Source organism: Burkholderia reimsis, assembly GCF_003294055.1.
In the GTDB taxonomy this organism is placed as follows: domain Bacteria; phylum Pseudomonadota; class Gammaproteobacteria; order Burkholderiales; family Burkholderiaceae; genus Burkholderia; species Burkholderia cepacia.
Genome location: NZ_QMFZ01000001.1, coordinates 255,262 through 278,331 on the forward strand (window position 1 = coordinate 255,262; position 23,070 = coordinate 278,331).

The 23,070-nt window shown below is 70.0% G+C and carries 19 protein-coding genes; 16 read left to right on the top strand and 3 right to left on the bottom strand.

Annotated features, from left to right (window positions below; translation table 11 throughout):
• Window positions 1–244 precede the first annotated feature (244 nt).
• The 4 genes from DPV79_RS01125 to yjfF all read left to right on the top strand — a co-directional run bounded on the left by DPV79_RS01125 (window position 245) and on the right by yjfF (window position 4,927).
• Entirely contained in the window at window positions 245–1,207 is a 963-nt protein-coding gene (locus DPV79_RS01125; RefSeq protein ID WP_060330537.1) for an ABC transporter substrate-binding protein, read from the top strand.
• Window positions 1,208–1,290: 83 nt separating this feature from the next.
• On the top strand, window positions 1,291–2,805 hold the full coding sequence (locus DPV79_RS01130; RefSeq protein WP_021160498.1) for a sugar ABC transporter ATP-binding protein: 1,515 nt from the start codon (window positions 1,291–1,293) through the stop codon (window positions 2,803–2,805).
• Window positions 2,802–3,842, top strand: coding sequence for an ABC transporter permease (locus tag DPV79_RS01135; RefSeq protein ID WP_113044545.1), 1,041 nt, complete (start codon window positions 2,802–2,804; stop codon window positions 3,840–3,842). The genes DPV79_RS01130 and DPV79_RS01135 overlap by 4 nt, the downstream gene beginning before the upstream one ends.
• Entirely contained in the window at window positions 3,839–4,927 is a 1,089-nt protein-coding gene (yjfF, locus tag DPV79_RS01140; RefSeq protein WP_059492929.1) for a galactofuranose ABC transporter, permease protein YjfF, read from the top strand. Before DPV79_RS01135 ends, yjfF begins: the two co-directional genes overlap by 4 nt.
• Before the next feature lie 99 nt (window positions 4,928–5,026).
• Here the strand turns inward: yjfF and DPV79_RS01145 are convergent, their stop codons facing one another.
• Entirely contained in the window at window positions 5,027–6,115 is a 1,089-nt protein-coding gene (locus DPV79_RS01145; protein ID WP_113044546.1) for an aldose epimerase family protein, read from the bottom strand.
• Window positions 6,116–6,142: 27 nt separating this feature from the next.
• The gene (locus DPV79_RS01150; protein WP_021164181.1) at window positions 6,143–7,336 is read right to left on the bottom strand and encodes a XylR family transcriptional regulator; all 1,194 of its coding nucleotides are present in this window, start codon (window positions 7,334–7,336) and stop codon (window positions 6,143–6,145) included.
• Window positions 7,337–7,600: 264 nt separating this feature from the next.
• On the opposite strand from DPV79_RS01150, the gene xylA reads away from it, so the two are divergent.
• The 6 genes from xylA (at window position 7,601) to DPV79_RS01185 (ending at window position 14,770) form a co-directional block, all read left to right on the top strand.
• Window positions 7,601–8,923 carry a xylose isomerase gene (gene xylA / locus DPV79_RS01160; RefSeq protein WP_113044547.1) on the top strand — a complete coding sequence of 441 codons (1,323 nt, stop codon included), beginning with the start codon at window positions 7,601–7,603 and terminating at the stop codon, window positions 8,921–8,923.
• Between the two features lie 4 nt (window positions 8,924–8,927).
• Window positions 8,928–10,406, top strand: coding sequence for a xylulokinase (gene xylB, locus DPV79_RS01165; protein WP_113044548.1), 1,479 nt, complete (start codon window positions 8,928–8,930; stop codon window positions 10,404–10,406).
• Window positions 10,407–10,521: 115 nt separating this feature from the next.
• Window positions 10,522–11,550, top strand: a complete 1,029-nt coding sequence (gene xylF / locus DPV79_RS01170) for a D-xylose ABC transporter substrate-binding protein (protein ID WP_021163238.1) — start codon at window positions 10,522–10,524, stop codon at window positions 11,548–11,550.
• A gap of 60 nt (window positions 11,551–11,610) precedes the next feature.
• Window positions 11,611–13,170 (top strand): D-xylose ABC transporter ATP-binding protein, encoded by a 1,560-nt coding sequence (gene xylG, locus DPV79_RS01175; protein ID WP_113044549.1) that lies wholly within the window; start codon window positions 11,611–11,613, stop codon window positions 13,168–13,170.
• A complete protein-coding gene (locus tag DPV79_RS01180) occupies window positions 13,167–14,402 on the top strand; it encodes a sugar ABC transporter permease (RefSeq protein ID WP_021163236.1) in 1,236 nt (411 codons plus the stop codon). Before xylG ends, DPV79_RS01180 begins: the two co-directional genes overlap by 4 nt.
• Before the next feature lie 38 nt (window positions 14,403–14,440).
• The gene (locus tag DPV79_RS01185; protein WP_021163235.1) at window positions 14,441–14,770 is read left to right on the top strand and encodes a hypothetical protein; all 330 of its coding nucleotides are present in this window, start codon (window positions 14,441–14,443) and stop codon (window positions 14,768–14,770) included.
• Window positions 14,771–14,942: 172 nt separating this feature from the next.
• On the opposite strand, the gene DPV79_RS01190 is transcribed toward DPV79_RS01185, so the two are convergent.
• Window positions 14,943–15,899, bottom strand: coding sequence for a mannuronate-specific alginate lyase (locus DPV79_RS01190; RefSeq protein ID WP_113044550.1), 957 nt, complete (start codon window positions 15,897–15,899; stop codon window positions 14,943–14,945).
• A gap of 193 nt (window positions 15,900–16,092) precedes the next feature.
• Between DPV79_RS01190 and DPV79_RS01195 the strand changes: the two genes are divergently transcribed.
• The 6 genes from DPV79_RS01195 to DPV79_RS01220 all read left to right on the top strand — a co-directional run bounded on the left by DPV79_RS01195 (window position 16,093) and on the right by DPV79_RS01220 (window position 23,048).
• Window positions 16,093–17,592, top strand: a complete 1,500-nt coding sequence (locus DPV79_RS01195) for a sensor histidine kinase (RefSeq protein WP_113044551.1) — start codon at window positions 16,093–16,095, stop codon at window positions 17,590–17,592.
• Window positions 17,574–18,959, top strand: coding sequence for a sigma-54-dependent transcriptional regulator (locus DPV79_RS01200; protein ID WP_113044552.1), 1,386 nt, complete (start codon window positions 17,574–17,576; stop codon window positions 18,957–18,959). Before DPV79_RS01195 ends, DPV79_RS01200 begins: the two co-directional genes overlap by 19 nt.
• Window positions 18,960–19,358: 399 nt before the next feature.
• The gene (locus tag DPV79_RS01205; RefSeq protein ID WP_226193319.1) at window positions 19,359–19,898 is read left to right on the top strand and encodes a hypothetical protein; all 540 of its coding nucleotides are present in this window, start codon (window positions 19,359–19,361) and stop codon (window positions 19,896–19,898) included.
• 40 nt (window positions 19,899–19,938) lie between these two features.
• Window positions 19,939–20,484 carry a hypothetical protein gene (locus DPV79_RS01210; RefSeq protein WP_021163229.1) on the top strand — a complete coding sequence of 182 codons (546 nt, stop codon included), beginning with the start codon at window positions 19,939–19,941 and terminating at the stop codon, window positions 20,482–20,484.
• 13 nt (window positions 20,485–20,497) lie between these two features.
• On the top strand, window positions 20,498–21,757 hold the full coding sequence (locus tag DPV79_RS01215) for an MFS transporter (RefSeq protein WP_113044709.1): 1,260 nt from the start codon (window positions 20,498–20,500) through the stop codon (window positions 21,755–21,757).
• A gap of 37 nt (window positions 21,758–21,794) precedes the next feature.
• Window positions 21,795–23,048 (top strand): arsenic transporter, encoded by a 1,254-nt coding sequence (locus DPV79_RS01220; RefSeq protein WP_059813180.1) that lies wholly within the window; start codon window positions 21,795–21,797, stop codon window positions 23,046–23,048.
• The last annotated feature ends 22 nt before the right edge of the window (window positions 23,049–23,070 follow it).

The window sequence follows — 23,070 nt, forward strand, 5'->3', positions numbered from 1 at the left end:
CTTTCCCCATCGCCGCCACGCCGTCCCCCAGCCCGTTTAGGTGTTTATACGTATGCCGATTCCGATATCGCCCGAATCCAATATTTCATTGGAAGGTTATCGGACTTGTTCATAGACTGATGCGGGGCATGCAGACCGGGCCGGCCGCATGCGCCAGCCCGGTCTGCAGTCCCGACCCGCATCCCCGCGCCAAGCAGAACCACAACAGCGCAGCGGCATACAACGACATCATCGGAGACGGACCATGACATTTTTCAGGAAGCTGACGGCCGGCGCGCTCGTCGCCGCGGCGACGGTGTTCGCGCACGACGCGTTCGCGCAGCAAAAGCCGATCACGCTCGGGTTCTCGCAGGTCGGCGCGGAAAGCGCATGGCGCACCGCGAACACCGTGTCGGTGAAGGGCGCGGCGAAGGACGCCGGCATCAACCTGAAATTCTCGGACGCGCAGCAGAAGCAGGAGAACCAGATTCGCGCGATCCGTTCGTTCATCGCGCAGAAGGTCGACGTGATCGCGTTCTCGCCGGTCGTCGAATCGGGCTGGGAACCGGTGCTGACCGAAGCGAAGGCCGCGCATATCCCGGTGATCCTGACCGATCGCGCGGTCGACGTGAAGGACCCGTCGCTGTACGTGACGATGATCGGCTCGGACTTCCTCGAGGAAGGGCGGCGCGCCGGCCACTGGATGGAAGAGCACTACAAGAACGACGCGGGCCCGATCAATATCGTCGAACTGCAGGGCACCGTCGGCTCGGCGCCGGCCAACGATCGCCGCGCGGGCCTGCTCGAAGTGATCAAGAACAATCCGAAATTCAAGGTGATCGCGTCGCAGAGCGGCGACTTCACGCTCGCCGGCGGCAAGCAGGTAATGGAAGCGTTCGCGAAGACCTACGGCAAGCAGATCAACGTCGTCTACGCGCACAACGACGACATGGCGCTCGGCGCGATCCAGGCGATGGAGGAAGCCGGGATCAAGCCCGGCAAGGACGTGAGCGTCGTGTCGTTCGACGCGACGAAGGGCGGTTTCCAGGCGATGATCGCCGGCAAGATCAACGTCGACGTCGAATGCAGCCCGCTGCTCGGCCCGCAGCTGATGAGCGCGGTGAAGGACGTGGTCGCCGGCAAGCAGCTGCCCAAGCGGATCGTCACGAACGAGACGGTGTTCCCGATGAACGTCGCGGCGCAGGTGCTGCCGACCCGCAAGTACTGATGTCCCGCACGGGCGGCGGCGCGGCTGCCGCCCGGGTCGCAACCGCTTTGCAACCGCTTCGCAACCGTTTCGACGGAGGGGTCATGACGCAATCGCCGGTGGTCGAGATGACCGGCATCGACAAGTCATTTCCGGGTGTCAGCGCGCTGCAGCGCGTGGACTTCCGGTTGTTTCCCGGCGAGATCCATGCGCTGATGGGCCAGAACGGCGCGGGCAAGTCGACGCTGATCAACGTGCTCACCGGCGTGCATGCGCACGACGCGGGCGAGATTCGCGTCGGAGGCCGGCCCGTGCGCTTCGCCGCGCCGCGCGAAGCCGAGGCGGCCGGGATCCAGACGCTTTACCAGGAAGTGAACCTGTGCACGAACCTGTCGGTCGCCGAGAACATCTTCGCGGGCCGTCAGCCGATGCGGCGCGGCGCGATCGACTGGAACGCGATCCATGCGCGTGCTCGCGCGGCGCTCGCGGAACTCGACCTGTCGCTCGACGTGACGCGCTCGCTCGACGCGTACCCGATCGCCGTGCAGCAGATGGTCGCGATCGCGCGCGCCGTTTCCGTCGACGCGCGCGTGCTGATCCTCGACGAGCCGACGTCCAGCCTCGACGACGGCGAGGTCGCGCGGCTGTTCGACGTGCTGCGCCGGCTGAAGGCGTCGGGCATCGCGATCCTGTTCGTCACGCATTTCCTTGAGCAGACCTATGCGGTGTCCGACCGGATCACCGTGATGCGCAACGGCGAGCGCGAAGGCGAGTACCTGGCGCGCGACCTGCCGGTCGATGTGCTGGTCGCGAAGATGACCGGCCGCGAGCGGATGTCCGATACGCTGCAGGCGGGTGCCGCGGCCGCCGTGCGCACCGCGGGCGACGCCGCGCCGTTCCTGTCGATGCAGCAGGTCGGCCGGCGCGGGATGATGAGCGCGCTCGATCTCGACGTGCGGCCCGGCGAGATCGTCGGGCTGGCCGGGCTGCTCGGCTCGGGGCGTACCGAAACCGCTCAGCTCGCGTTCGCCGCGGAGCGCCCGGACACCGGCGCGATCGAGATCGACGGCACGCGCACGCGGCTCGCGTCGCCGCACGACGCGGTGCGGCACGGCATCGCGTACTGCCCGGAAGACCGCAAGAAGGAGGGTATCGTCGCCGCGCTGTCGATCCGCGAGAACATCATCCTCGCGCTGCAGGCGCGGCGCGGCTGGTGGCGGCTGATCGGGCGCGCGCGCCAGCGCGAGATCGCCGAGTCGTATATCGCCCGGCTCGGCATCAAGGCGCGCGACGCGGAGCAGCCGATCGGCCTGCTGTCGGGCGGCAACCAGCAGAAGGTGCTGCTCGCGCGCTGGCTCGCGACGGACCCGAAGCTGCTGATTCTCGACGAACCGACGCGCGGGATCGACGTCGCCGCGAAGTTCGACATCATGGAGCGCGTGCTCGCGCTGTGCAAGACCGGGCTCGCGATCCTGTTCATCTCGTCGGAGATCGGCGAGGTCGTGCGCGTGAGCCACCGGATCGCGGTGCTGCGCGACCGTCGCAAGGTCGCCGAGCTGAGCGGCGCCGATGCATCCGAGGAGCAGGTGTACCGTCTGATCGCGGGAGGCCAGTCATGACGCCGCTGCGCATGCTGTTTCGTCATTCGCTCGCGTGGCCGGTGCTGACGCTCGCGCTGCTGTTCGCGCTCGATGTCGCGCATCGTCCGAGTTTCCTGTCGATCGCGCTGCTCGACGGCCACCTGTTCGGCGCACCGGTCGACATCCTGAACCGCGCGGCGCCGCTCGTGATCGTGTCGCTCGGGATGACGCTCGTGATCGCGACGCGCGGGATCGACATCTCGGTCGGCGCGATCGTCGCGATCGCCGGCGCGGCCGCGGCGATCGTGCTCGACGGCGATCCGTCGCGGGTCGGTGCCGCGCTGGCCGCCGCGCTCGGCGTCGGCTTGCTCGCGGGCGCCTGGAACGGGCTGCTCGTCGCGTTCGTCGGGATGCAGCCGATCATCGCGACGCTGATCCTGATGGTGGCCGGCCGCGGCGTCGCGCAGCTGCTGACGGGCGGCCAGATCATCCCGATCGGCGCGCCCGGCTATCTCGCGCTCGGCGGCGGGTATCTCGCGACCGTGCCGTGCGCGGTGTGGATCGCCATCGCGACGATCGCCGCGACCGCGCTGCTGGTGAACCGCACGGCGCTCGGGCTGTTCATACGCGCGATCGGCGTGAATCCGGTCGCGACGCGGCTCGTCGGGCTGCGCGCGGGTGCGGTCGTGTTCGGTGTGTATCTGTGTTCGGGCGTGATGGCGGCGCTCGCCGGCATCCTCGCGAGTTCGAACGTGCGCAGCGCCGACGGCAACAACGCCGGGCTGCTGCTCGAACTCGACGCGATCCTCGCGGTGACGCTCGGCGGCACGTCGCTGCTCGGCGGCCGCTTCAGCCTCGCCGGCTCCGTGCTCGGCGCGCTGATCATCCAGACGCTCACCTACACGACCTATTCGATCGGCGTGCCGCCGGAGGCGACGCTCGTCGTCAAGGCGGTCGTCGTGATCGTCGTGACGCTGATCCAGTCGGAGGCGGCGCGCGCGCTGGTCGTCCGGCATGCGTCACGGCTGCTGCCATCCGCGCGTTCGCGCGCCACCACCGGAGCGACGCCCCGATGACACGATTCCTTGGCCGGCTCGCCGACCCGCGCACGCTGCCGATCGTCGTGACGATCCTGCTGTTCGTCGCGCTGTTCGGTTTCGGGTCCGTGATGTATACGGGCTTCTTCTCGATGCAGGTGCTCACCGGGCTGCTCGTCGACAACGCGTTCCTGCTGATCGTCGCGATCGGGATGACGTTCGTGATCGTGTCGGGCGGGATCGACCTGTCGGTCGGCTCGGTCGTTGCGCTGACAACGATCTTCTGCGCGGTCGGCGCCGAGCGGCTGCACTGGCCCGTGTGGATCATCGTGCCGCTCGTGCTCGCGTTCGGCGCGCTGTACGGCGCGGCGATGGGCGCGCTGATCCATTACTTCCGGCTGCAACCGTTCATCGTGACGCTCGCCGGAATGTTTCTCGCGCGCGGCGCGTGCTTCCTGATCACGACGCAGTCGATCACGATCAACGAGCCGACGTTTCATGCGATCGCGGGCATCAGCGTGCCGGTCGGCGGCGGCACGCTGAGCGCGGGCGCGCTGATCGCGCTCGCGACGCTGGCCGCCGCGATCTACGTCGCGCATTTCACGCGGTTCGGCCGCAACGTGTATGCGGTCGGCGGCAACGAACGTTCGGCGCTGCTGATGGGCTTGCCGGTCGCGCGCACGAAGATCGGCGTGTACGCGCTGAGCGGCTTCTGCTCGGCGCTCGGCGGCGTGGTGTTCACGCTGTACGTGCTGTCGGGCTACGGGCTGCAGGCGCAGGGGATGGAGCTCGACGCGATCGCCGCGACCGTGATCGGCGGCACGCTGCTCACGGGCGGCGTGGGTTACGTGATCGGTTCGGTGTTCGGGGTCGGCATCCTCGGCACGATCCAGGTGTTGATCACGTTCGACGGCACGTTGAGCTCGTGGTGGACGCGGATCGTGATCGGCGCGCTGCTGTGCGTGTTCTGCGTGCTGCAGCGGGTGATCGAGCGGCATGCCGCGCGGCGGCGCACCGGCGGCACGGGGCTGGGCGAGCGGCCGCGGCCGGCCGACGCCGCATCGGCACGGCCGGCCGGCGCGGGCGAGGATGCGGCGCTCGTGTCGACGATGCGGCGCGCGTAGGGGGATCACACCGGCGATCGCACCGCGCGTGCGGTGCAGCGGAACGGAATCGACCGGGCAACGGCGCGCGACGTAGCCGCGCCGTCGCCGTGCACCGCGTCAGGCGCGAACGCCGACGCGGTACTGCGTGGTCTGTCGATAGACGGCACCCGGTTGGACGATGACGGCGTCGCGCAGGCCGTCCATGTTGACCTGATCCGGAAAGCCGCCGGCTTCGACGCACAGCGCGGCGTGTCGCGCGCAGCGCGTGCCGCCGCTCACGCGCACGCCGTCCAGGTAGTTGCCCGTATAGAGTTGCAGGCCGCGCTGATCCGTCGACACGAGCAGCTCGCGGCCGCTTTCCGGGTCGTAGATCGCCGCGACGGGCCTGAGCGCGTGCGCGCCGTCGCGCAGCACGAAACAGTGGTCGAACCCGCGCGCCCGCGCGAGCTGCGCGTGCGGCCAGTCGAGGCGCGCGCCGAGCGGTGCGCTGTGCCGGAAGTCGAACGCGGTGCCGGTCACGTCGGCGGTGCCGGTCGGGATCAGCGCGTCGTCGACTTCGAGGAACGCGTCGGCGTCGATGCTCAGCACGTGGCCGCGCACGTCGCCGCCCGCGCGGCCGCTGAGGTTGAAATAGCTGTGATTCGTCAGGTTGAGCGGCGTGGGCGCGTCGGTGACGCCGGTGTAGTCGATCGTCAGCGTGCCGTCGTCGTCGAGCGCATAACGCACCTGCACGCTCACGTTGCCCGGAAAACCCGCGTCGCCTTCGGGCGAATCGAGTTGCAGCGTCAACCCGCCGCAATCGTCGACGACGGCCCAGCGCTGCCGGTGAAAGCCGTTCGCGCCGCCGTGCAGCAGATTGCCGCGCTCGTTGCGGTCGAGCCGGTAGTCGACGCCGTCGAGCGTGAAGCGCGCGCCGGCGATCCGGTTCGCCCAGCGGCCGACCGTTGCGCCGAGGTAGGCGCCCGATTCGATGTATTCGGCGGGCGTGTCGTGCGCGAGCACGATATCGGCGAAGCGTCCGGTGCGGTCGGGCGCGAGCCACGACACGACGGTCGCGCCGAGGTCGCTGACGACGACGCGCATCCCGTGCGCGTTGCGCAGCGTGTAGCGCCGCACCGTGTCGCCGTCGGGCAGCGTGCCCCACGGTTCGGAAGGGACGCGTGCGACGCCGGGCGCCGGGCGGGGAGTGTCGGTATCGATATGCATGGGTGGATTCGATGGGTAGGGCCGGCTTCAGTGCGCGGCGATCGTGCGTTCCTGGTATTCGCGCGGCGTGCATCCGAGCTCGCGGCGGAATACCGCGTACATGTACTGAAGCGACGTGAAGCCGCAGCGGATCGCGACTTCGGCGCTCGACGCCTGCCGGCCGGCCAGCAGCGCCTGCGCCGCTTCGAGCTTGTGGCGCAGGATTTCCTGGTGCACGGTGCGCTGCAGTTCGCGCCGGAAGTGTTCCTCGAGCAGCGAGCGCGACACGCCGACGTAGTCGGCGACCTGTTCCGTCTTGATGCCCTGGCACGCGTACTGGCGAATGAAGTGGCGCGCGCGCATCACGTAGGGGCTCGTGAGCGGCTGGTGGCGTGTCGATTCGAGCACGTTGATCCCGACGGGCGGCACGAGAATGCGCCGGTCGGGAAAACGCACGCCGCGCAGCATCTGGTGCAGCAGGTGCGCGGCGGTCCGGCCCATTTCCTCGGTGCCCTGGATCACGGACGACAGCGGGATGCGCGTCAGCGTGCGCGTGAGCGGATCGTTGTCGATGCCGATGATCGCGACCTGTTCAGGCACCGCGAGGCCGGCGATCAGGCAGGCCTGCAGCAGGTGCCGCGCGCGCGCGTCGGTCACCGCGATGATGCCGACGGGTTTCGGCAGCGCATGCAGCCAGCCGATCAGCTGCTCGATCGCGTGATTCCATGCCGATGCGCTCGTCGACAGCCCGCGGTAGATCGGCGCGTCGAGGCCGTCCGCGCGCGCGAGCCGGTCGAACGCCAGCTCGCGCTGCTGCGCCCAGCGGTTCTGCTGCGCGTCGGGCAGGCTGTACATCGCGAAGTGCGCGAGCCCGGCGCCGATCAGGTGCGTGTACGCGAGCGACACGAGTTTCGCGTTGTCGGTCGCGATATACGGCACGCCGTCCGGATACTGCGCGGGATCCTCGTAGGACGAGCCGAGCGCGACGACCGGCAGCGGCGAGCCGGCGAGCGCGTCGGCGACGGCCGGATCGTCGAAGTCGGCAATGATGCCGTCGCCGTCGAAATGCTCGATGCCGGCGAGCCGGCAGCGGAAGTCGTCCTCGAGGAACAGGTCCCACACCACGCGCGTCGAGCGCAGGTACTGGCCGATGCCGCTGATGATCTCGCGGTCGTAGACCTTGTTGGCGTTGAACAGCAGCGCGATGCGGTGCGGTGTCTGGCTGGAAGGGGCGCGGGTCATCTCGGTCTCGAGGCGCGTGCCGTGCGGGGCGTCGCGCCGTTGTCTCCGGGGGCGCGGACGGTGCCGCGCGCTTGTCTGGTGTCCGGCGATTGTAGGACGGAACGCGTGCGGTGCGCAGCGCGCTGGCAAGAATCGTTAAGCGTGCTGCGCAATTTCGCAATTGCGGGGGCGGGGGCGCGCGGGCACGATCCAGCCAGACCGAATTCGGCCCGCACGCCAACGCGCCGCGCGCCGCACTGCAACAAGAAACCGGACGGAGACGCCATGTCGTATTTCGAACAGATTCCCGCGATTCGCTACGAAGGTCCGCAATCGGACAACCCGCTTGCCTACCGCCATTACGACCGCACGAAGCAGGTGCTCGGCAAGACGCTCGAGGAACACTTGCGCATCGCGGTGTGCTACTGGCACACGTTCGTGTGGCCGGGGCACGACATGTTCGGCCAGGGTGCGTTCCGGCGGCCGTGGCAGCAGCCGGGCGACCCGCTCGAGCGGGCGCGGCAGAAGGCGGATGCGGCGTTCGAGTTCTTCACGAAGCTCGGCACGCCGTTCTATACGTTCCACGACACCGACGTCGCGCCGGAAGGCGACAGCCTGCGCGAGTACGTCGAGAACTTCGCGCGGATGACGGACTACCTGGGCGAGCGTCAGCAGGCCGCCGGCGTGCGGCTGCTGTGGGGCACCGCGAACCTGTTCTCGCATCCGCGCTTCGCGGCGGGCGCGGCGACCAACCCGAATCCCGACGTGTTCGCGTGGGCGGCGACCCAGGTTCGCCACGCGCTCGACGCCACGCACCGGCTCGGCGGCGAGAACTACGTACTGTGGGGCGGCCGCGAAGGCTACGAGACGCTGCTCAATACCGATCTCGTGCGCGAGCGCGAGCAGTTCGCACGCTTCCTGTCGATGGTCGTCGAGCACAAGCACCGGATCGGCTTCAAGGGCGCGCTGCTGATCGAGCCGAAGCCGCAGGAGCCGACCAAGCACCAGTACGACTACGACGTCGCCACCGTGCACGGTTTCCTCACGCAATTCGGATTGCAGAACGAGATCCGCGTGAACATCGAGGCGAACCACGCGACGCTCGCCGGCCATTCGTTCCATCACGAGATCGCGAACGCGTTCGCGCTCGGCGTGTTCGGCAGCGTCGATGCGAATCGCGGCGATCCGCAGAACGGCTGGGACACCGACCAGTTCCCGAACAGCGTCGAGGAGCTGACCCTCGCGTTCTACGAGATCCTGCGCCACGGCGGCTTCACCACCGGCGGCATGAACTTCGACGCGAAGGTGCGGCGCCAGAGCGTCGATCCGGAAGACCTGTTCCACGGCCACGTGGGCGCGATCGACGTGCTCGCGCTCGCGCTCGAGCGCGCCGCCGTGCTGGTCGCGAACGACCGGCTCGACGCGCTGCGCCGGCAGCGCTACGCGCAGTGGGACAGCGCGTTCGGCCGCGAGATCCTGTCGGGCGGCTACACGCTGGAATCGCTCGCCGCCGACGCACTCGCGCGCGGCGTGAACCCGCAGCATGCGAGCGGCGGGCAGGAGCGGCTCGAGAACATCGTGAACCAGGCCATCTACGGGCTGCGCTGACGCCATGTACATCGGAGTCGACCTCGGTACGTCGGGCGTGAAGGCCGTGCTGCTCGACCGTGACGGCGCGGTGCGGGCCAGCGCGAGCCGGCCGCTGACGGTGAGCCGGCCGCGGCCGCGCTGGTCCGAACAGGCGCCGCGCGACTGGTGGGACGCGGCGTGCGGCGCGCTGGCGGCGCTCGTCGCCGATGCACGCGCGGCCGGCATCGATCCGCGCGCCATCGATGCGCTCGGCCTGACCGGGCAGATGCACGGCGCGACGCTGCTCGATGCGCGCGGCGACGTGCTGCGCCCCGCGATCCTGTGGAACGACGGCCGCGCGGATGCGGAGTGCGCGGAACTCGAGCGGCGCGCGCCCACGCTGCGCGCCGTCGCCGGCAATCTCGCGATGCCGGGTTTTACCGCGCCGAAGCTGCTGTGGGTGCGCCGGTACGAGCCGGACGTATTCGCGCGGATCGCCCATGTGCTGCTGCCGAAGGATTATCTGCGCTACCGGTTGACCGGCGCGTTCGCGACCGATCCGTCGGATGCGGCCGGCACGCTGTGGCTCGATGTCGCGAAGCGCGATTACGACGACACGCTGCTCGCCGCATGCGGGTTGTCGCGCGCGCAGATGCCCGCCGTGTTCGAGGGCAACCGCATCACCGGCACGCTGCTGCCGGCCGTTGCACGCGCGCTCGGGTTGCGCGAGATCCCGGTCGTCGCGGGCGGCGGCGACAACGCGGCCGGCGCGGTGGGTGTCGGGATCGTGCAGCCCGGCGATGCGCTGCTGTCGCTCGGTACGTCGGGCGTCTACTTCGCGGTGTCGGACGGTTTCCGCGCGAATCCCGAATCGGCGGTTCACAGTTTCTGTCACGCGTTGCCGCGCACCTGGCACCTGATGTCGGTGATGCTGAACGCGGCCGGCTGCGTCGATTTCACCTCGCAACTGGCCGGCTACGACGGCGTTGCCGCGCTGCTCGCCGACGCGGAAGCGAACGCGCGCGCGGAGCGCCCGTGGTTCCTGCCTTACCTGAGCGGCGAGCGCACGCCGCACAACGACGTGAATGCGAAGGGCGTGTTCTACGGGATGACGCCCGATACGCGGCGCGCGGATCTCGCGAACGCGACGCTCGAAGGCGTCGGCTTCGCGCTGCTCGACGGGATCGACGCGCTGCATGCGGCCGGGCTCGCGCCCGACGGCATCACGGTGATCGGCGGCGGCTCGCGCAGCGCGTACTGGACGCAGATGCTGGCCGACCTGAGCGGGCGCGCGCTGACCTTGCGCGCGGGCGGCGAAGTCGGCCCGGCGCTCGGCGCCGCGCGGCTCGCGCATCTCGCGCTCGAACCGGATGCGCCGCTCGACGCGGTGTGCCCGCAGCCGCCCGTCGTCGCGGTACGGGAGCCCGACATGGCACGCCACGCGTGGTACCGCGACGCGCGGCGGCCGACGTTTCGCGCGCTGTATCGGGCGCTCGAACCGGTGTTTGCGACAGGCGCGTGACGGGCGCGTGACACGCCGCACGAAGCCGTGCCGCGCGGTGGCAAGACGATGGGCGACCGGCTTCGGCGGCTGCCCGGCGTTCGTGGAGTAGTCCAATAAAGAGAGGAATGGAGACATGAAATCCGTGAAACGTCGTACGGTATTGAGCTCGCTTGCCGGCGCCGCTGCGCTGGCGATCCTGACACTGGGCGCACCGCTCGCGCATGCGAGCAAGGACAAGCCTGAAATCGGCTTCTGCATCGACGACCTGCGCGTCGAGCGCTGGTCGCGCGACCGCGACTATTTCGTGGCGGCCGCGACGAAGCTTGGCGCGAAGGTGTCCGTGCAGTCCGCGGACGCGAGCGAGGAGCGGCAGATCTCGCAGATCGAGAACCTGATCTCGCGCGGCGTGGACGTGATCGTGATCGTCCCGTTCAACTCGAAGACGCTCGGCAACGTGGTCGCCGAAGCGCGCAAGGCCGGCATCAAGGTGGTGTCGTACGACCGGCTGATCCTCGACGCCGACGTCGATGCCTACATCTCGTTCGACAACGAGAAGGTCGGCGAACTGCAGGCGCAGGGCGTCGTCGACGCGAAGCCGAAGGGCAACTATTTCCTGCTCGGCGGCGCGCCGACCGACAACAACGCGAAGATGCTGCGCGAAGGGCAGCTGAAGGTGCTGAAGCCGGCGATCGATCGCGGCGACATCAAGGTCGTCGGCCAGCAGTGGGTGCCGGAGTGGAGCGCGTCGACCGCGCTGCGGATCGTCGAGGATGCGCTGACCGCGAACAACAACAAGATCGACGCGATCGTCGCGTCGAACGACGGCACCGCCGGCGGCGCGATCCAGGCGCTCGCCGCGCAGCATCTGGCCGGCAAGGTGCCGGTGTCCGGGCAGGACGCGGATCTCGCGGCGGTCAAGCGCGTGATCGCCGGCACGCAGACGATGACCGTCTACAAGCCGCTCAAGCTGATCGCGAGCGAAGCGGCGAAACTCGCGGTGGATCTCGCGAAGGGCACGAAACCGGCGTTCAACGCCCAATACGACAACGGCAAGAAGAAGGTCGACACGGTGCTGCTGCAGCCGACGCTGTTGACCAAGCGCAACGTCGACGTCGTCGTGAAGGACGGCTTCTATACCCAGGCGCAGCTGGCGAGCCAGTAACGGCGCGGCGCGCGGGCGGCCCACCGGTGCGTCCGCGCGCACACTGCGAGGCATGAGCGAATGACCGAACCCTTGCTGACGATGCGCGGCATCGTCAAGGAATTCGACGGCGTGAAGGCGCTCGACGGCATCGACCTGGTGGTGCGGCCCGGCGAGTGCGTGGGGCTGTGCGGCGAGAACGGCGCGGGCAAATCGACGCTGATGAAAGTGTTGTCGGGCGTGTATCCGCACGGCACGTGGGAGGGCGAGATCCGCTGGGAGGGCGCGCCGCTCGTCGCGTCCGGCGTGCGCGACACCGAGCGCGCGGGCATCGTGATCATCCACCAGGAACTGATGCTCGTGCCCGAGCTGTCGGTGGCCGAGAACATCTTCCTCGGCAACGAGATCACGCTGCCGGGCGGCCGCATGAACTATGCGGCGATGGTGCAGCGTGCCGAGGCACTGCTGCACGAACTGCGGATCGACTCGATCAACGTCGCGCAGCCGGTGATGAACTACGGCGGCGGCCACCAGCAACTGATCGAGATCGCGAAGGCGCTGAACAAGCGCGCGAAGCTGCTGATCCTCGACGAACCGTCGTCGTCGCTGAGCGCGTCCGAAACGCGCATCCTGCTCGACATCGTGCGCGACCTGAAGCGCCGCGGCGTCGCGTGCGTGTACATCTCGCACAAGCTCGACGAGGTCGAGGCGGTGTGCGACACGGTGACGGTGATCCGCGACGGCCGCCATGTCGCGACCGAGCCGATGCGCGCGCTGACGACCGACCGGATCATCGCGATGATGGTCGGCCGCGAGATTCGCGACTTGTACCCGCGCGAGCCGCACGAGATCGGCGACGTCGTGCTGGAAGCGCGCCACGTGACCTGCCGCGACGTGACGAACCCGCGCCGCAAGCGGGTGGACGACGTGTCGTTCAGCGTGCGGCGCGGCGAGATCCTCGGCGTCGCCGGGCTCGTCGGCGCGGGGCGGACCGAGCTGATGCAGGCGATCTTCGGCGCGTATCCGGGCGCGTGCACGGCGACCGTGCTGATGAACGGCCGGCCGCTGTCGATCCGCACGCCCGCCGATGCGATCCGCGCCGGCATCGCGATGGTGCCTGAGGACCGCAAGCGCCACGGCATCGTGCCGCAGCTCGGTGTCGGCCACAACATCACGCTGACGGTGCTGCGGCGCTTCGCGGCGCGCGGCCGGATCGACGCGGCCGCCGAGCTGGACGCGATCCGCACCGAGATGCAGCGGCTGTCGGTGCGTGCCGCGCATCCGTTCCTGCCGATCGCGAGCCTGTCCGGCGGCAACCAGCAGAAGGCCGTGCTCGCGAAGATGCTGCTGGCCGAGCCGCAGGTGCTGATTCTCGACGAGCCGACACGCGGAGTCGACGTGGGCGCGAAAGCGGAGATCTACCGCCTCGTGTTCGCGCTCGCGAAGCGCGGCGTCGCGCTGATCGTCGTGTCGTCGGAAATGCCCGAGGTGCTCGGGCTCGCCGATCGCGTGCTGGTGATCGGCGAAGGCGAGCTGCGCGGCGACTTCGTCAACGACGGCCTGACACAGGAACAGATCCTCGGCGCCGCGCTGAAATCCGGCCGGCGCCCGACCGAACCCACCGCAGCGAGTGCGACATGAATTCCGAACTTTCTTCCTCCACCCCGGCGACGCAGGACGCGGATGCGCGCCGTTCAAGCGGCCACGAAGCAGGGCAACCGGCCGGGCGCTCGACCGGCAGCCAGCTTCGCCAGGTCTTCGTGCGCTACAAGATCCTCGCGCTGCTGCTCGCGGTCGCGGCGATCTGGGCGTTCTTCTCGGTGCTGACCGACGGCGCGTTCGTCACGCCGCGCAACGTGTCGAACCTGCTGCGGCAGATGTCGATCACAGGGATGCTCGCGTGCGGGATGGTGTTCGTGATCATCGCGGGCGAGATCGACCTGTCGGTCGGCTCGCTGCTCGGGCTGCTCGGCGGCGTCGCGGCGATCCTCGACGTGAACCGCCACTGGCCCGTCGCCGCGACGGTCCCGGCGGTGCTCGCGCTCGGCGTGCTGATCGGGCTTTTCAACGGCTGGTGGTCGACCTACCGGCGCGTGCCGTCGTTCATCGTCGGGCTCGGCGGGATGCTCGCGTTTCGCGGGATCCTGCTCGGCGTGACGGGCGGCTCGACGATCGCCCCGGTGTCCGACGGCTTCGTGTTCCTCGGGCAGGGCTACCTGCCGCGCGTGGCCGGCGACGGCCTCGCGCTGCTGCTGTTCGCGCTCGTCGCGCTGCTGGTCGTGCGCCAGCGCGGCACGCGGCGCCGCTACCGGCTCGCGGTCGCGCCGCTGTGGCAGGACGCCGTCAAGATCGTCGGCGCGGGGGCCGTGCTGTTCGCGTTCGTCGCGACGCTCGACCGCTACGGCGGCATCCCGGTGCCGGTGCTGTTGCTGCTCGCGCTGCTCGGCGTGTTCTCGTGGATCGCGACGCAGACCGTGTTCGGCCGGCGCATTTATGCGGTGGGCTCGAATCTCGAGGCGACGCGACTGTCCGGCGTCGATACCGACCGCGTGAAGCTCGCGATCTTCGCGCTGATGGGGCTGATGTGCGCGTTCGCGGGCATCGTGAACACCGCGCGGCTCGCGGCCGGTTCGCCGTCGGCGGGCACGATGGGCGAACTCGACGCGATCGCCGCGTGCTTCATCGGCGGCACGTCGATGCGCGGCGGCTCGGGCACCGTGTACGGCGCGCTGATCGGCGCGCTCGTGATGGCGAGCCTCGACAACGGCATGTCGATGCTCGACGTCGACGCGTACTGGCAGATGATCGTCAAGGGCGCGGTGCTGGTGCTGGCGGTGTGGATCGACGTGGTGTCGCGGTCGAACCGGCGGTGAGGCGTCGCGCCCTGGCCGCCCGTCAACGGGAGGTGGACATGAAACGGAACACGGTACCGATGCGCGGGATCTCCATGCTGACGGCGTCGCCGCTCGCGGCGCCGGCCGTCGAATACGATCGCGGGGCCGCGCTCGGCCTCGGCGATCCGCGCGATCGCCGGATCATCGCGGATGCGCTGCGCACGCTGTTGCGCGAGCGCTCGGAAGCGCTCGCGTTCGCGATGCGCGTGGCGGACGAGCATGATCGTCCGAGGCCGGACGCGAACGATTTCGCGCTGACCGACATCATCCGGCTCGCGCGCATCGTCGAGCGCGCGGAGCGCTACGGCGATGCGATGAACGAGCCCGTTCCGGGCGCTGCACGCTGATACGTGAATGGCCTGGCAGGCGCCGTTTGTGCGAGGTCGTGCGAGGTCGTGCGTCGCCCGAACAATTTCGCACTGGAAAGCGGCTGAAACGGGCGTCGACACGATCCGTGATCATGGCCCGGCTCGCTTCGCCGTCGCGGCGGCGAAACCTCCCGAACGCGCGCGGCGACCGTTACGGCAGCGGTGCACCCCACACCGCGCTCACGTCGCCGCCGAGCCGCCATTCGCTGAACGGGCGGCGCGGCGCGATGATCGCCGGCAGGCGGCGATCGCCGAAGCGCGCGTAGTACGGCTCGACCCAGCTCAGCTCGTCGCGGAACGTCCACGGGAACAGGTCCTGCCTGACCGGCGTGATCGTCCTGAAACTGTCGGGATTTTCCACCGCGTCGATCACGAGGTTGGCGAGGCGGCCGATCGCGCCGCCGTTTTCGCGGTACAGGTCGATCTTGCGCCGTTGCACGAGTTCCGCCGCGAACACGAGCGGCAGCAGCGCGAAGGTGTGATAGTGCAGCGCGCGGTTGCCGCGCTTGACTTCCCGCGCGAGCGAACCGTCGGCGCCGATGTCGCGGATGCCTTCGCGTACCCGCAGCAGGCCGGAATCGATCAGGCTCGCGTTGTCGGTCACGGTGCCGATGGCGATCAGGTCGAGGCCCGCCCAGTACACGAGGTTGTTGTGCAGGTGGTTGATTGCTTCCGAATCGCGCGTGGCGATCGCGATGCGTTCGAGCCACGGGTCGATTGCGTTGAACTGCGCGCGGTTCGCTTCGCGCATGCCGCGCGGCATGCGCAGGATCACCATCGCGAAGTCGGTGCCGGCCCACGAACGCTCGTCATACCCTTGATAACCGGTGATCTTGCCCATCAGCGCATCCGCTTGCGCCCAGCTGTCGAGCAGGGTCAGCGCGCACGACCAGTCGGCGTGTTCCGCCGCCGCGTTCAGCTTCGCGATGAAATCGCGCATCGGCTTCACGTCGCGCGCATAACCGGTCGGGTCGTCGTAATAGCCGGGCGGATCGATCGTCCGCACCGGCGCGGGCACGTCGCATGCGCGGCTGGCGGACGCGGCGCCGAGCAGCGCGCCGACGGTGAACAACGCGACCGATAGCCTTCGGAAAGAAATGGCGCGCATGCGGTCCTCGAGGGGGCGGGTTGGGGGCGTCGAGCCGGAGGCAGTCTAGCGCTTCGATCTTTCAGCGGCCTTTCCCGATCGCGGCCGCTGCCCTTCGGCGCGATGTCCTGCCCGATCCGGCAGGCCGGCGGCGCGGGTCCCGGCGTCGTATGCTTTACGTTATCCTGTCGCCCTCGACCGCCTGCCCGATCCGATGAAGCGTCCGCCGTTTTCCACTCAACTCGTCATGCTCTGGGCGCTCGTCGCGACGCTCTGCGCGACGCTCGTCGCGGTTGTCTGGGTGATGGCCAGTTCCGCCGAAGGGCAGCAGATCGCCGGCGCGCGGGCCGCGGGTGAAGCGGCCTGCGAAGCGGTCGCGTCGCGCTACGATGCGTCCGCCGCGCAGGCCGGCGCGCAGCCCGATTCGGCGCTGATGCATGCGATCCTCGATATCGTCCTGGCGCGCGCGCCGGACATGGAAGGCGGTTTCTGGACGGCCGGCGGCGCACCCGCGGCGAGCGGTTTTCTTGCGTATTCCTTTCCGACTTATCAAGGCAGCGGCATCAAGCGCGACGTGCCGGACGCGGAAACGCCGCTGATTCTCCGCACGCTGCGCGCGGCCGCCGCGACGCGTGCCACGGCGTCGAATGCGGTCGAGGGCGCGCAGGATGCCGTGATCGCGGCGGCGTGTCCGGTTCGCGCCGGGTCGGGCCTGTTCGTCTGGATGCTGACGCGCGCCCGCCCGCCGCTCGGCCGGCACGGCGAGCTGCTGGCGACGGGCCTTGCGGGCGTGCTCGCGGTGATTCTCGCGATCGCGGCGGCGCTCGCCATCGCGCTGCGGCGCTGGAAAGGCAATCTCGCGCGGATCGAAGCGGGGTTGGCGCCCGACGGCCGCGCACCGCACCTGCCGTATGTCGGCGAGCCCGATCTCGACCGGATCATCGATGCGTTCAACGCGCATGCACGGCGTGCCGAGCAACTGCAACAGCAGGCCGCCGAACTCCGCACGCGGCTCGCGCAGGCGGAACGCTTCGGGATGCTCGGCAAACTGGCCGCGCAGGTCGCGCACGAGATTCGCAACCCGATGGGCGCGATGCGTCTGAAAGCCGAAAACGCGCTGGCCGGCGACAGCCGACGGCAGCAGGACGCGCTGCGCGTGATCCTGGTGCAGATCGAACGCATCGATGCGCAACTGTCGGGCCTGCTCGCGCTGACGCAGCCAGTCAGCCCGCATGCGACGCGCGTCGACGTCGACGCGTGGCTCGCGCAGGTCGTCGACACGCACCGCGAGCTCGCGCAGCGGCAGGCGATCGATCTCGCATGGCTGCCCGGCGAGCAGGGCGAACGCCTTGCGCAGCCCGCCGCGTTCCCCATGTTCGATCCCGACCAGATGCGTCGCGCGCTCGACAACCTGTTGCTCAACGCGCTGCGCCATGCCGGCGACGGCGGTGCGGTCACGCTCGCCGCCGCGCGTCGCACGTCCGCCGGACGCGACTGGCTGCGGATCACCGTGTCGGATACCGGCCCCGGGGTTCCCGCCGAGGAGCGCGAGCGGATTTTCGAGCCGTTCGTGACGGGGCGGGCGGACGGCACCGGCCTCGGTCTTGCCGTCGTCCGCGAAGTGGCCGCGGCGCATGGCGGCCAGGCCTGGCTCGACGACGTTCCGCACGGCGCATCCTTCGTCATTGAAATCCCATGGCAACCATCCTCATAGTCGACGACGACGCGGCATTTCGCGACGGCCTGGCCGAGACGCTCGCCGATCTCGGTCATCGGGTCGTCGAAGCCGGGACCGGGCGCGCGGCGTTGAGCGCGCTGCGCGACGGCGGCCGCGTCGACTGCATCTTTCTGGATTTCCGCTTGCCGGACCTGGACGGGCTCGCGGTGCTCGCGCAACTGCGCGACGATCCGGCGCTGGCCGCGATCCCGGTCGTGATGCTGACCGCGCATGCGACCAGCGACAACACGATCGACGCGATGCGGCTCGGCGCGTTCGATCACCTGACCAAGCCGATCGGGCGTCGCGACATCGCGCAACTGCTCGCGCGCATCGTTTCCGCGAACGCACCGCCGGCGGCCGTCGAGCCGCACGATGGCGGGTTTGCGCGCGAACCCGCATCGGCCCGCCCCCGGCTGCTGGGCGTGAGCGCCGCGATGCGCGACGTGCAGAAGCAGATCGGCCGGGCCGCGACGAGCGACGCGACCGTGCTCGTCACCGGCGAGACGGGCACCGGCAAGGAAGTGGCGGCGCGCGTGCTGCATGCCGCGTCGATGCGGCATGCCGGGCCGTTCGTCGCGGTCAACTGCGCGGCGATTCCGGCCGACCTGCTCGAAAGCGAACTGTTCGGGCATCGACGCGGCGCGTTTACGGGGGCGCACGTCGATCGCGCCGGGCGGCTCGTCGAGGCCGACGGCGGCACGCTGTTTCTCGACGAGATCGGCGACATGCCCACCGCCATGCAGGCCAAGCTGTTGCGCGCGCTGCAGGAGCGCGAGGTGACGCCGCTCGGTGCGGATCGTCCGACGGCGATCGACATCCGGGTGGTGGCCGCGACGCACCGCGATCTCGCCGAGGCCGTCGCGAACGGCACGTTTCGCGAAGACCTGTTCTACCGGCTGAACGTGATTCCGCTGCACCTGCCGCCGCTCGCGGATCGCGTGGCCGACATCCTGCCGCTGGCCGCGCATTTCCTGGCGTGCGCGGCAGGCGCGCGCCCGTTGCACCTGACGAACGACGCACAGCGGGCGTTGCTCGATCATCGCTGGCCGGGCAACGTGCGTGAGCTGCGCAACGTGATGGAGCGGGCGGCCGCGCTGGCGCCCGGGCCGGCCATCGGCGCGGCCGATCTCGGGCTCGGCGTCGTGCCGGGGCTTGCGTCCGGCGGCGACACGCTCGCGCTGCCTGCGCCGCTGTTCGACATGCCGTTGCCCGACGCGCTGGCGGCGGTCGAGCGCGCCGTGATCCTGCGCGCGCTCGAGCGCGCGAACGGCAATCGCGCGGAGGCGGCACGGCAGCTCGGCATCGGCCGTCAGTCGCTCTATGCGCGCATGGCCCATCTGGGTATCGAGCGCGACGACTAGCGGCGCCATGACGCCTGTCGGGATTCCCGACAACGGCGGGTAAAACGTGTCGGGAATCCCGACACGAGTTGCACGATTCATGGTTCGATACGCGGCCCGGCGGGCACATGGGTGCTGGCACGCGTGTTGCAGATATCACGGCATCGCAACCCGTTGCCGGAGCCCGCCATGAAGTCGACCCCACGCGCCGCGCGTTCGCGGCCACCGCGCCGCGTCGCCGTTCGCCGCAGCTGTGCCGGACTTTGTGCCGCCGCGCTGATCGCCGCAGCGACCGCCTGCGCCGCGCAGATTCCACCCCCGCCGCGTGCGGACGAACCGCCCGGTGCGCCGCCGCGCGCCGGTTTCGAACCGGCTCCTCTTCCGCCTCCGCCGCAGTCGCCCGTCGCCTCCGACACACTCGTGTCCGGCACGCTTTCGCGCCTGACGATCAACCCGGAAGGCGCGGTCGACGGTTTCGTGCTGACCGACGGGACGCTCGTCGGCGTGCCGCCGCATCTCGGCACGCAGCTGATCGCGCTCGCGCGGCCGGGCGACCGGGTAACGGTGGCCGGCGAACGTCGCGTCGGCGACGACATCCACGCGCGCGTCGTGCGCAACGACCGCAGCGGCGCATCGTTGTCCGACCAGCCGCCGCCATCCGCCGCACCGATGCCGCCCGCGCTGCGCGGCGTCAATCTGGCCCGCCTCAGCGTGTCGGGTGTCGTGCGGCGCGTCACGCGCGCACCGCGCGGCGAGCCGGACGGCGTGATGCTCGACAGCGGCGCGATCGTCAAGCTGACGGTGCCGGCTGCCCAGCAGTTCGGCGCGCTGCTCGTACCCGGCGCGCGCGTTGCCGCGGTCGGATACGGCACGCGCAATGCCTACGGCGAAGCGCTGCAGGCCACCGCATTCGGCTCGCCGGGCCGCGTCGTGAATCTTTATGACGACGTCGTGCGCTGATCGCGCGTCGTCTTCCTGCCATCCCACAAGGAGTCCTGCCATGCACTGGATCGATCCCGCCTGCCTGCCCGAAACGCGCGGCCGCGTCACACAGTTCCTGCTCAACCCGCACGGGGACATCGACGGCCTGATCCTGAACGGCGACCTGCAGGTTCACGTGCCGCCGCACCTGGGCCGCGAACTGGTTCGCCATGTCGAGGTGGGCGACCGCATTCGCGTGCGCGGCGTCAAGTCGCGCGGCGCCGCGATGATCGTGGCGGTGCAGCTGACCGGGCGCCACGGCGTCGACATCGTCGACAACGGGCCCGTGCCCGGTGCGCCGAAGCCGCCGCATGGCGGCCGCAAGCTGATGGAGATGAGCGGCGAAGTCGCGTTCGCGCTGCACGGCCCGAAAGGCGAGCTGAACGGCGCGTTGCTGACGAACGGTGTCGTGCTGCGGATGCCACCGCATGCGGCAGCCGAGCTGAGCGACTATCTGCGCGCCGGTATCCACGTCATGGCGTGGGGGCAAGGCGTCGTCACGCGGTACGGCGCGGTGCTCGAAGTGAGCGAGATCGCCGAGCTCGTCGATGTGGACGACGAATGACTGCCCGTCGACGATGAGAGCGGCGCGCGCGCTCGAGGCGCTCAATTTCTTCCTGGCCGACGTGCAGGCCGGCATCGGCCCGTTCGTCGGCGTGATCCTGCTGTCGCGCGGCTGGAGCGCCGACGCGATCGGCTCGGTCATGACGCTGGCCGGGCTCGCCGCGATGGCCGCGACGCCGCCGGCCGGCGCGCTCGTCGATGCGCTGCGCGCGAAGCGCGCGCTGATCGTCACGGCCACCGCCGTGACGGCGCTGGCCTCGCTGGCGCTGATGTTCGCCGACGGTTATCCGGCGGTGGCGGCATCGCAGATCCTGGCCGCCGTCGGCGGCGCGGCGCTGGCGCCGGCCGTCGCGGGCGTGACGCTCGGCATCGCGCGCCGGCGGGGTTTCGACCGGCAGTTCGGCCGCAACCAGATGGCGAACCATGCGGGCAACGTGGTGGGTGCGGCGCTCGCCGGATGGCTCGGCTGGCATGCGGGCTTCGACGCGGTGTTCGCGCTCGTCGCCGTGTTCACGCTCCTCGCGATCGCGAGTACGTTGGCGATTCCCGCGCGGGCCATCGACCACGCGTGCGCACGCGGCCTGGACCATGCCGAGCCGCGCACGCATGCCGTGCGCGATGATCCGCCCATGGGCGCGTCGGCGCCGCCCGCCGGCGGCTTGCGCACGCTCGTCTCGAACCGGCCGCTGGTCCTGCTCGGCGCGTCGCTCGCGCTGTTTCATCTCGGCAACGCGGCGATGCTGCCGCTCTACGGAATGGGCGTGGTCGCCACGCATCGCAGCAACGCGAGCATGTTCACCGCGCAAACCATCGTCATCGCGCAGCTCGTGATGATCGCGGCCGCGTGGGTCGCGCCCCGGCTGATTCGCGCGCACGGTTATTGGCGCGTGCTGCTGCTTTCCTACCTGGTGTTGCCGGTGCGGGGCGTGCTTGCCGCCGTGCTGATGAGCGAGGCGGGCGTCTGGCCGGTGCAGGTGCTCGACGGCATCGGTGCCGGCCTGCAAAGCGTCGTCGTGCCGGCGCTCGTCGTGCGCCTGCTGCACGGCTCCGGCCGCGTGAACGCCGGGCAGGGCGCCGTCGCGACCGCGCAGGGGATCGGCGCGGCGCTCAGTCCCGTGCTGGGCGGCGTGCTCGCGCAGCACTTCGGTTATCCGGTCGCATTCGTCGTGCTGGGCGCCGTGTCGACGGGCGCGCTCGCGCTCTGGCTCGGTCACGCGCGAGCGCTGAGCAGCGTGTGCGGCAAGCCGGCCGACCTGCCGGCCGCGTCGTCCTGAACGTGCTTTCCTTCTCCCTGCGATTCCCGACCTGCCCATGAATTCCGTTTCGCTTGCATGGCTGATTTCCGCGCTCGCCACGGCGGGCGTCATCGCCCGCCCGTTCGGCTGGCCCGAGGCAACCTGGGCCGTGAGCGGCGCGTTGCTGCTGGTCGTGTGCGGCCTGTTGCCCGTGCATCCGGCGCTCGACGCCGTCGCGAAGGGCGGCGACGTGTACCTGTTCCTGACCGGCATGATGCTGCTGTCCGAGGTCGCGCGGCGCGAAGGGCTGTTCGACTGGGTCGCGACGCGCGTCGTCAATCTCGCGCAGGGTTCGCCCCGGCGCCTGTTCGCGCTCGTCTACCTGGTGGGCACCGTGACGACGGTCTTCCTGTCGAACGATGCGACCGCCGTCGTGCTGACGCCCGCGGTCATCGCGGCCGCGCGCCGGGCGAAGGCCGATCCGCTGCCGCTGCTGTACATCTGCGCGTTCGTCGCGAACGCGGCGAGTTTCGTGCTGCCGATCTCGAACCCCGCGAATCTCGTGCTGTACGGCGCGCGCATGCCGTCGCTCGGCGTATGGCTCGCCCACTTCGCGATCCCGTCCGTCGCATCGATCGCATGCACGTTCCTGATGCTTCGGATGACCCAGCGGCACGCGCTCGGCGGCCGGTGCGAATCCGGTTTGCCGACGCGGCCGCTCACCGGCGGCGGGCGTATCGCGCTGGCCGGCATCGCGATCACGGCCGCCGCGCTGATGACGGTGTCGGCGCTCGATCTTCCGCTCGGGTTGCCGACCGCGGCGGCGGGGATCGTCACCGTCGCATGCGTGCTGGTCAAGGATCGCACCGCGTGCATGCCGATCGTTCGCGCGATTTCATGGAGCGTGTTGCCGCTCGTCGCGGGGCTGTTCGTACTCGTCGAGGCGCTCGACCGGAGCGGTGCGGTGCGTGCGCTCGCCGGGCTGCTGCGCGCGCTGACGGCAAGCGGCGAGCAGACCGCCGCGGCCGCGGCGGGCGTTGCGATCGCGCTGGCGTCGAACCTGGTCAACAACCTGCCTGCGGGGCTCATCGCGAGTTCGACGGTCGACGCCGCACGCAGCCCGCAAACGGTGATCGACGCGATCCTGATCGGCGTCGACCTGGGGCCGAACCTGTCCGTCACCGGATCGCTCGCGACGATTCTGTGGCTCGCGGCCATCCGGCGCGAAGGGTTGCAGGTCGGGTTCGGCGCGTTCCTCGCGGTCGGCGCGTGCGTGATGTTGCCGGCCTTGCTGCTCGCGCTGGCGGCGCGGCTCGTGCTCGGCGCGTGAAGCGCATGAAGCACGGCGCCGG

Coding starts and splice junctions, on each gene's coding strand:
- DPV79_RS01125 (WP_060330537.1), top strand. CDS start 245: ATGACATTTTTCAGGAAGCTGACGGCCGGCGCGCTCGTCGCCGCGGCG.
- DPV79_RS01130 (WP_021160498.1), top strand. CDS start 1,291: ATGACGCAATCGCCGGTGGTCGAGATGACCGGCATCGACAAGTCATTT.
- DPV79_RS01135 (WP_113044545.1), top strand. CDS start 2,802: ATGACGCCGCTGCGCATGCTGTTTCGTCATTCGCTCGCGTGGCCGGTG.
- yjfF (WP_059492929.1), top strand. CDS start 3,839: ATGACACGATTCCTTGGCCGGCTCGCCGACCCGCGCACGCTGCCGATC.
- DPV79_RS01145 (WP_113044546.1), bottom strand. CDS start 6,115: ATGCATATCGATACCGACACTCCCCGCCCGGCGCCCGGCGTCGCACGC.
- DPV79_RS01150 (WP_021164181.1), bottom strand. CDS start 7,336: ATGACCCGCGCCCCTTCCAGCCAGACACCGCACCGCATCGCGCTGCTG.
- xylA (WP_113044547.1), top strand. CDS start 7,601: ATGTCGTATTTCGAACAGATTCCCGCGATTCGCTACGAAGGTCCGCAA.
- xylB (WP_113044548.1), top strand. CDS start 8,928: ATGTACATCGGAGTCGACCTCGGTACGTCGGGCGTGAAGGCCGTGCTG.
- xylF (WP_021163238.1), top strand. CDS start 10,522: ATGAAATCCGTGAAACGTCGTACGGTATTGAGCTCGCTTGCCGGCGCC.
- xylG (WP_113044549.1), top strand. CDS start 11,611: ATGACCGAACCCTTGCTGACGATGCGCGGCATCGTCAAGGAATTCGAC.
- DPV79_RS01180 (WP_021163236.1), top strand. CDS start 13,167: ATGAATTCCGAACTTTCTTCCTCCACCCCGGCGACGCAGGACGCGGAT.
- DPV79_RS01185 (WP_021163235.1), top strand. CDS start 14,441: ATGAAACGGAACACGGTACCGATGCGCGGGATCTCCATGCTGACGGCG.
- DPV79_RS01190 (WP_113044550.1), bottom strand. CDS start 15,899: ATGCGCGCCATTTCTTTCCGAAGGCTATCGGTCGCGTTGTTCACCGTC.
- DPV79_RS01195 (WP_113044551.1), top strand. CDS start 16,093: ATGAAGCGTCCGCCGTTTTCCACTCAACTCGTCATGCTCTGGGCGCTC.
- DPV79_RS01200 (WP_113044552.1), top strand. CDS start 17,574: ATGGCAACCATCCTCATAGTCGACGACGACGCGGCATTTCGCGACGGC.
- DPV79_RS01210 (WP_021163229.1), top strand. CDS start 19,939: ATGCACTGGATCGATCCCGCCTGCCTGCCCGAAACGCGCGGCCGCGTC.
- DPV79_RS01215 (WP_113044709.1), top strand. CDS start 20,498: ATGAGAGCGGCGCGCGCGCTCGAGGCGCTCAATTTCTTCCTGGCCGAC.
- DPV79_RS01220 (WP_059813180.1), top strand. CDS start 21,795: ATGAATTCCGTTTCGCTTGCATGGCTGATTTCCGCGCTCGCCACGGCG.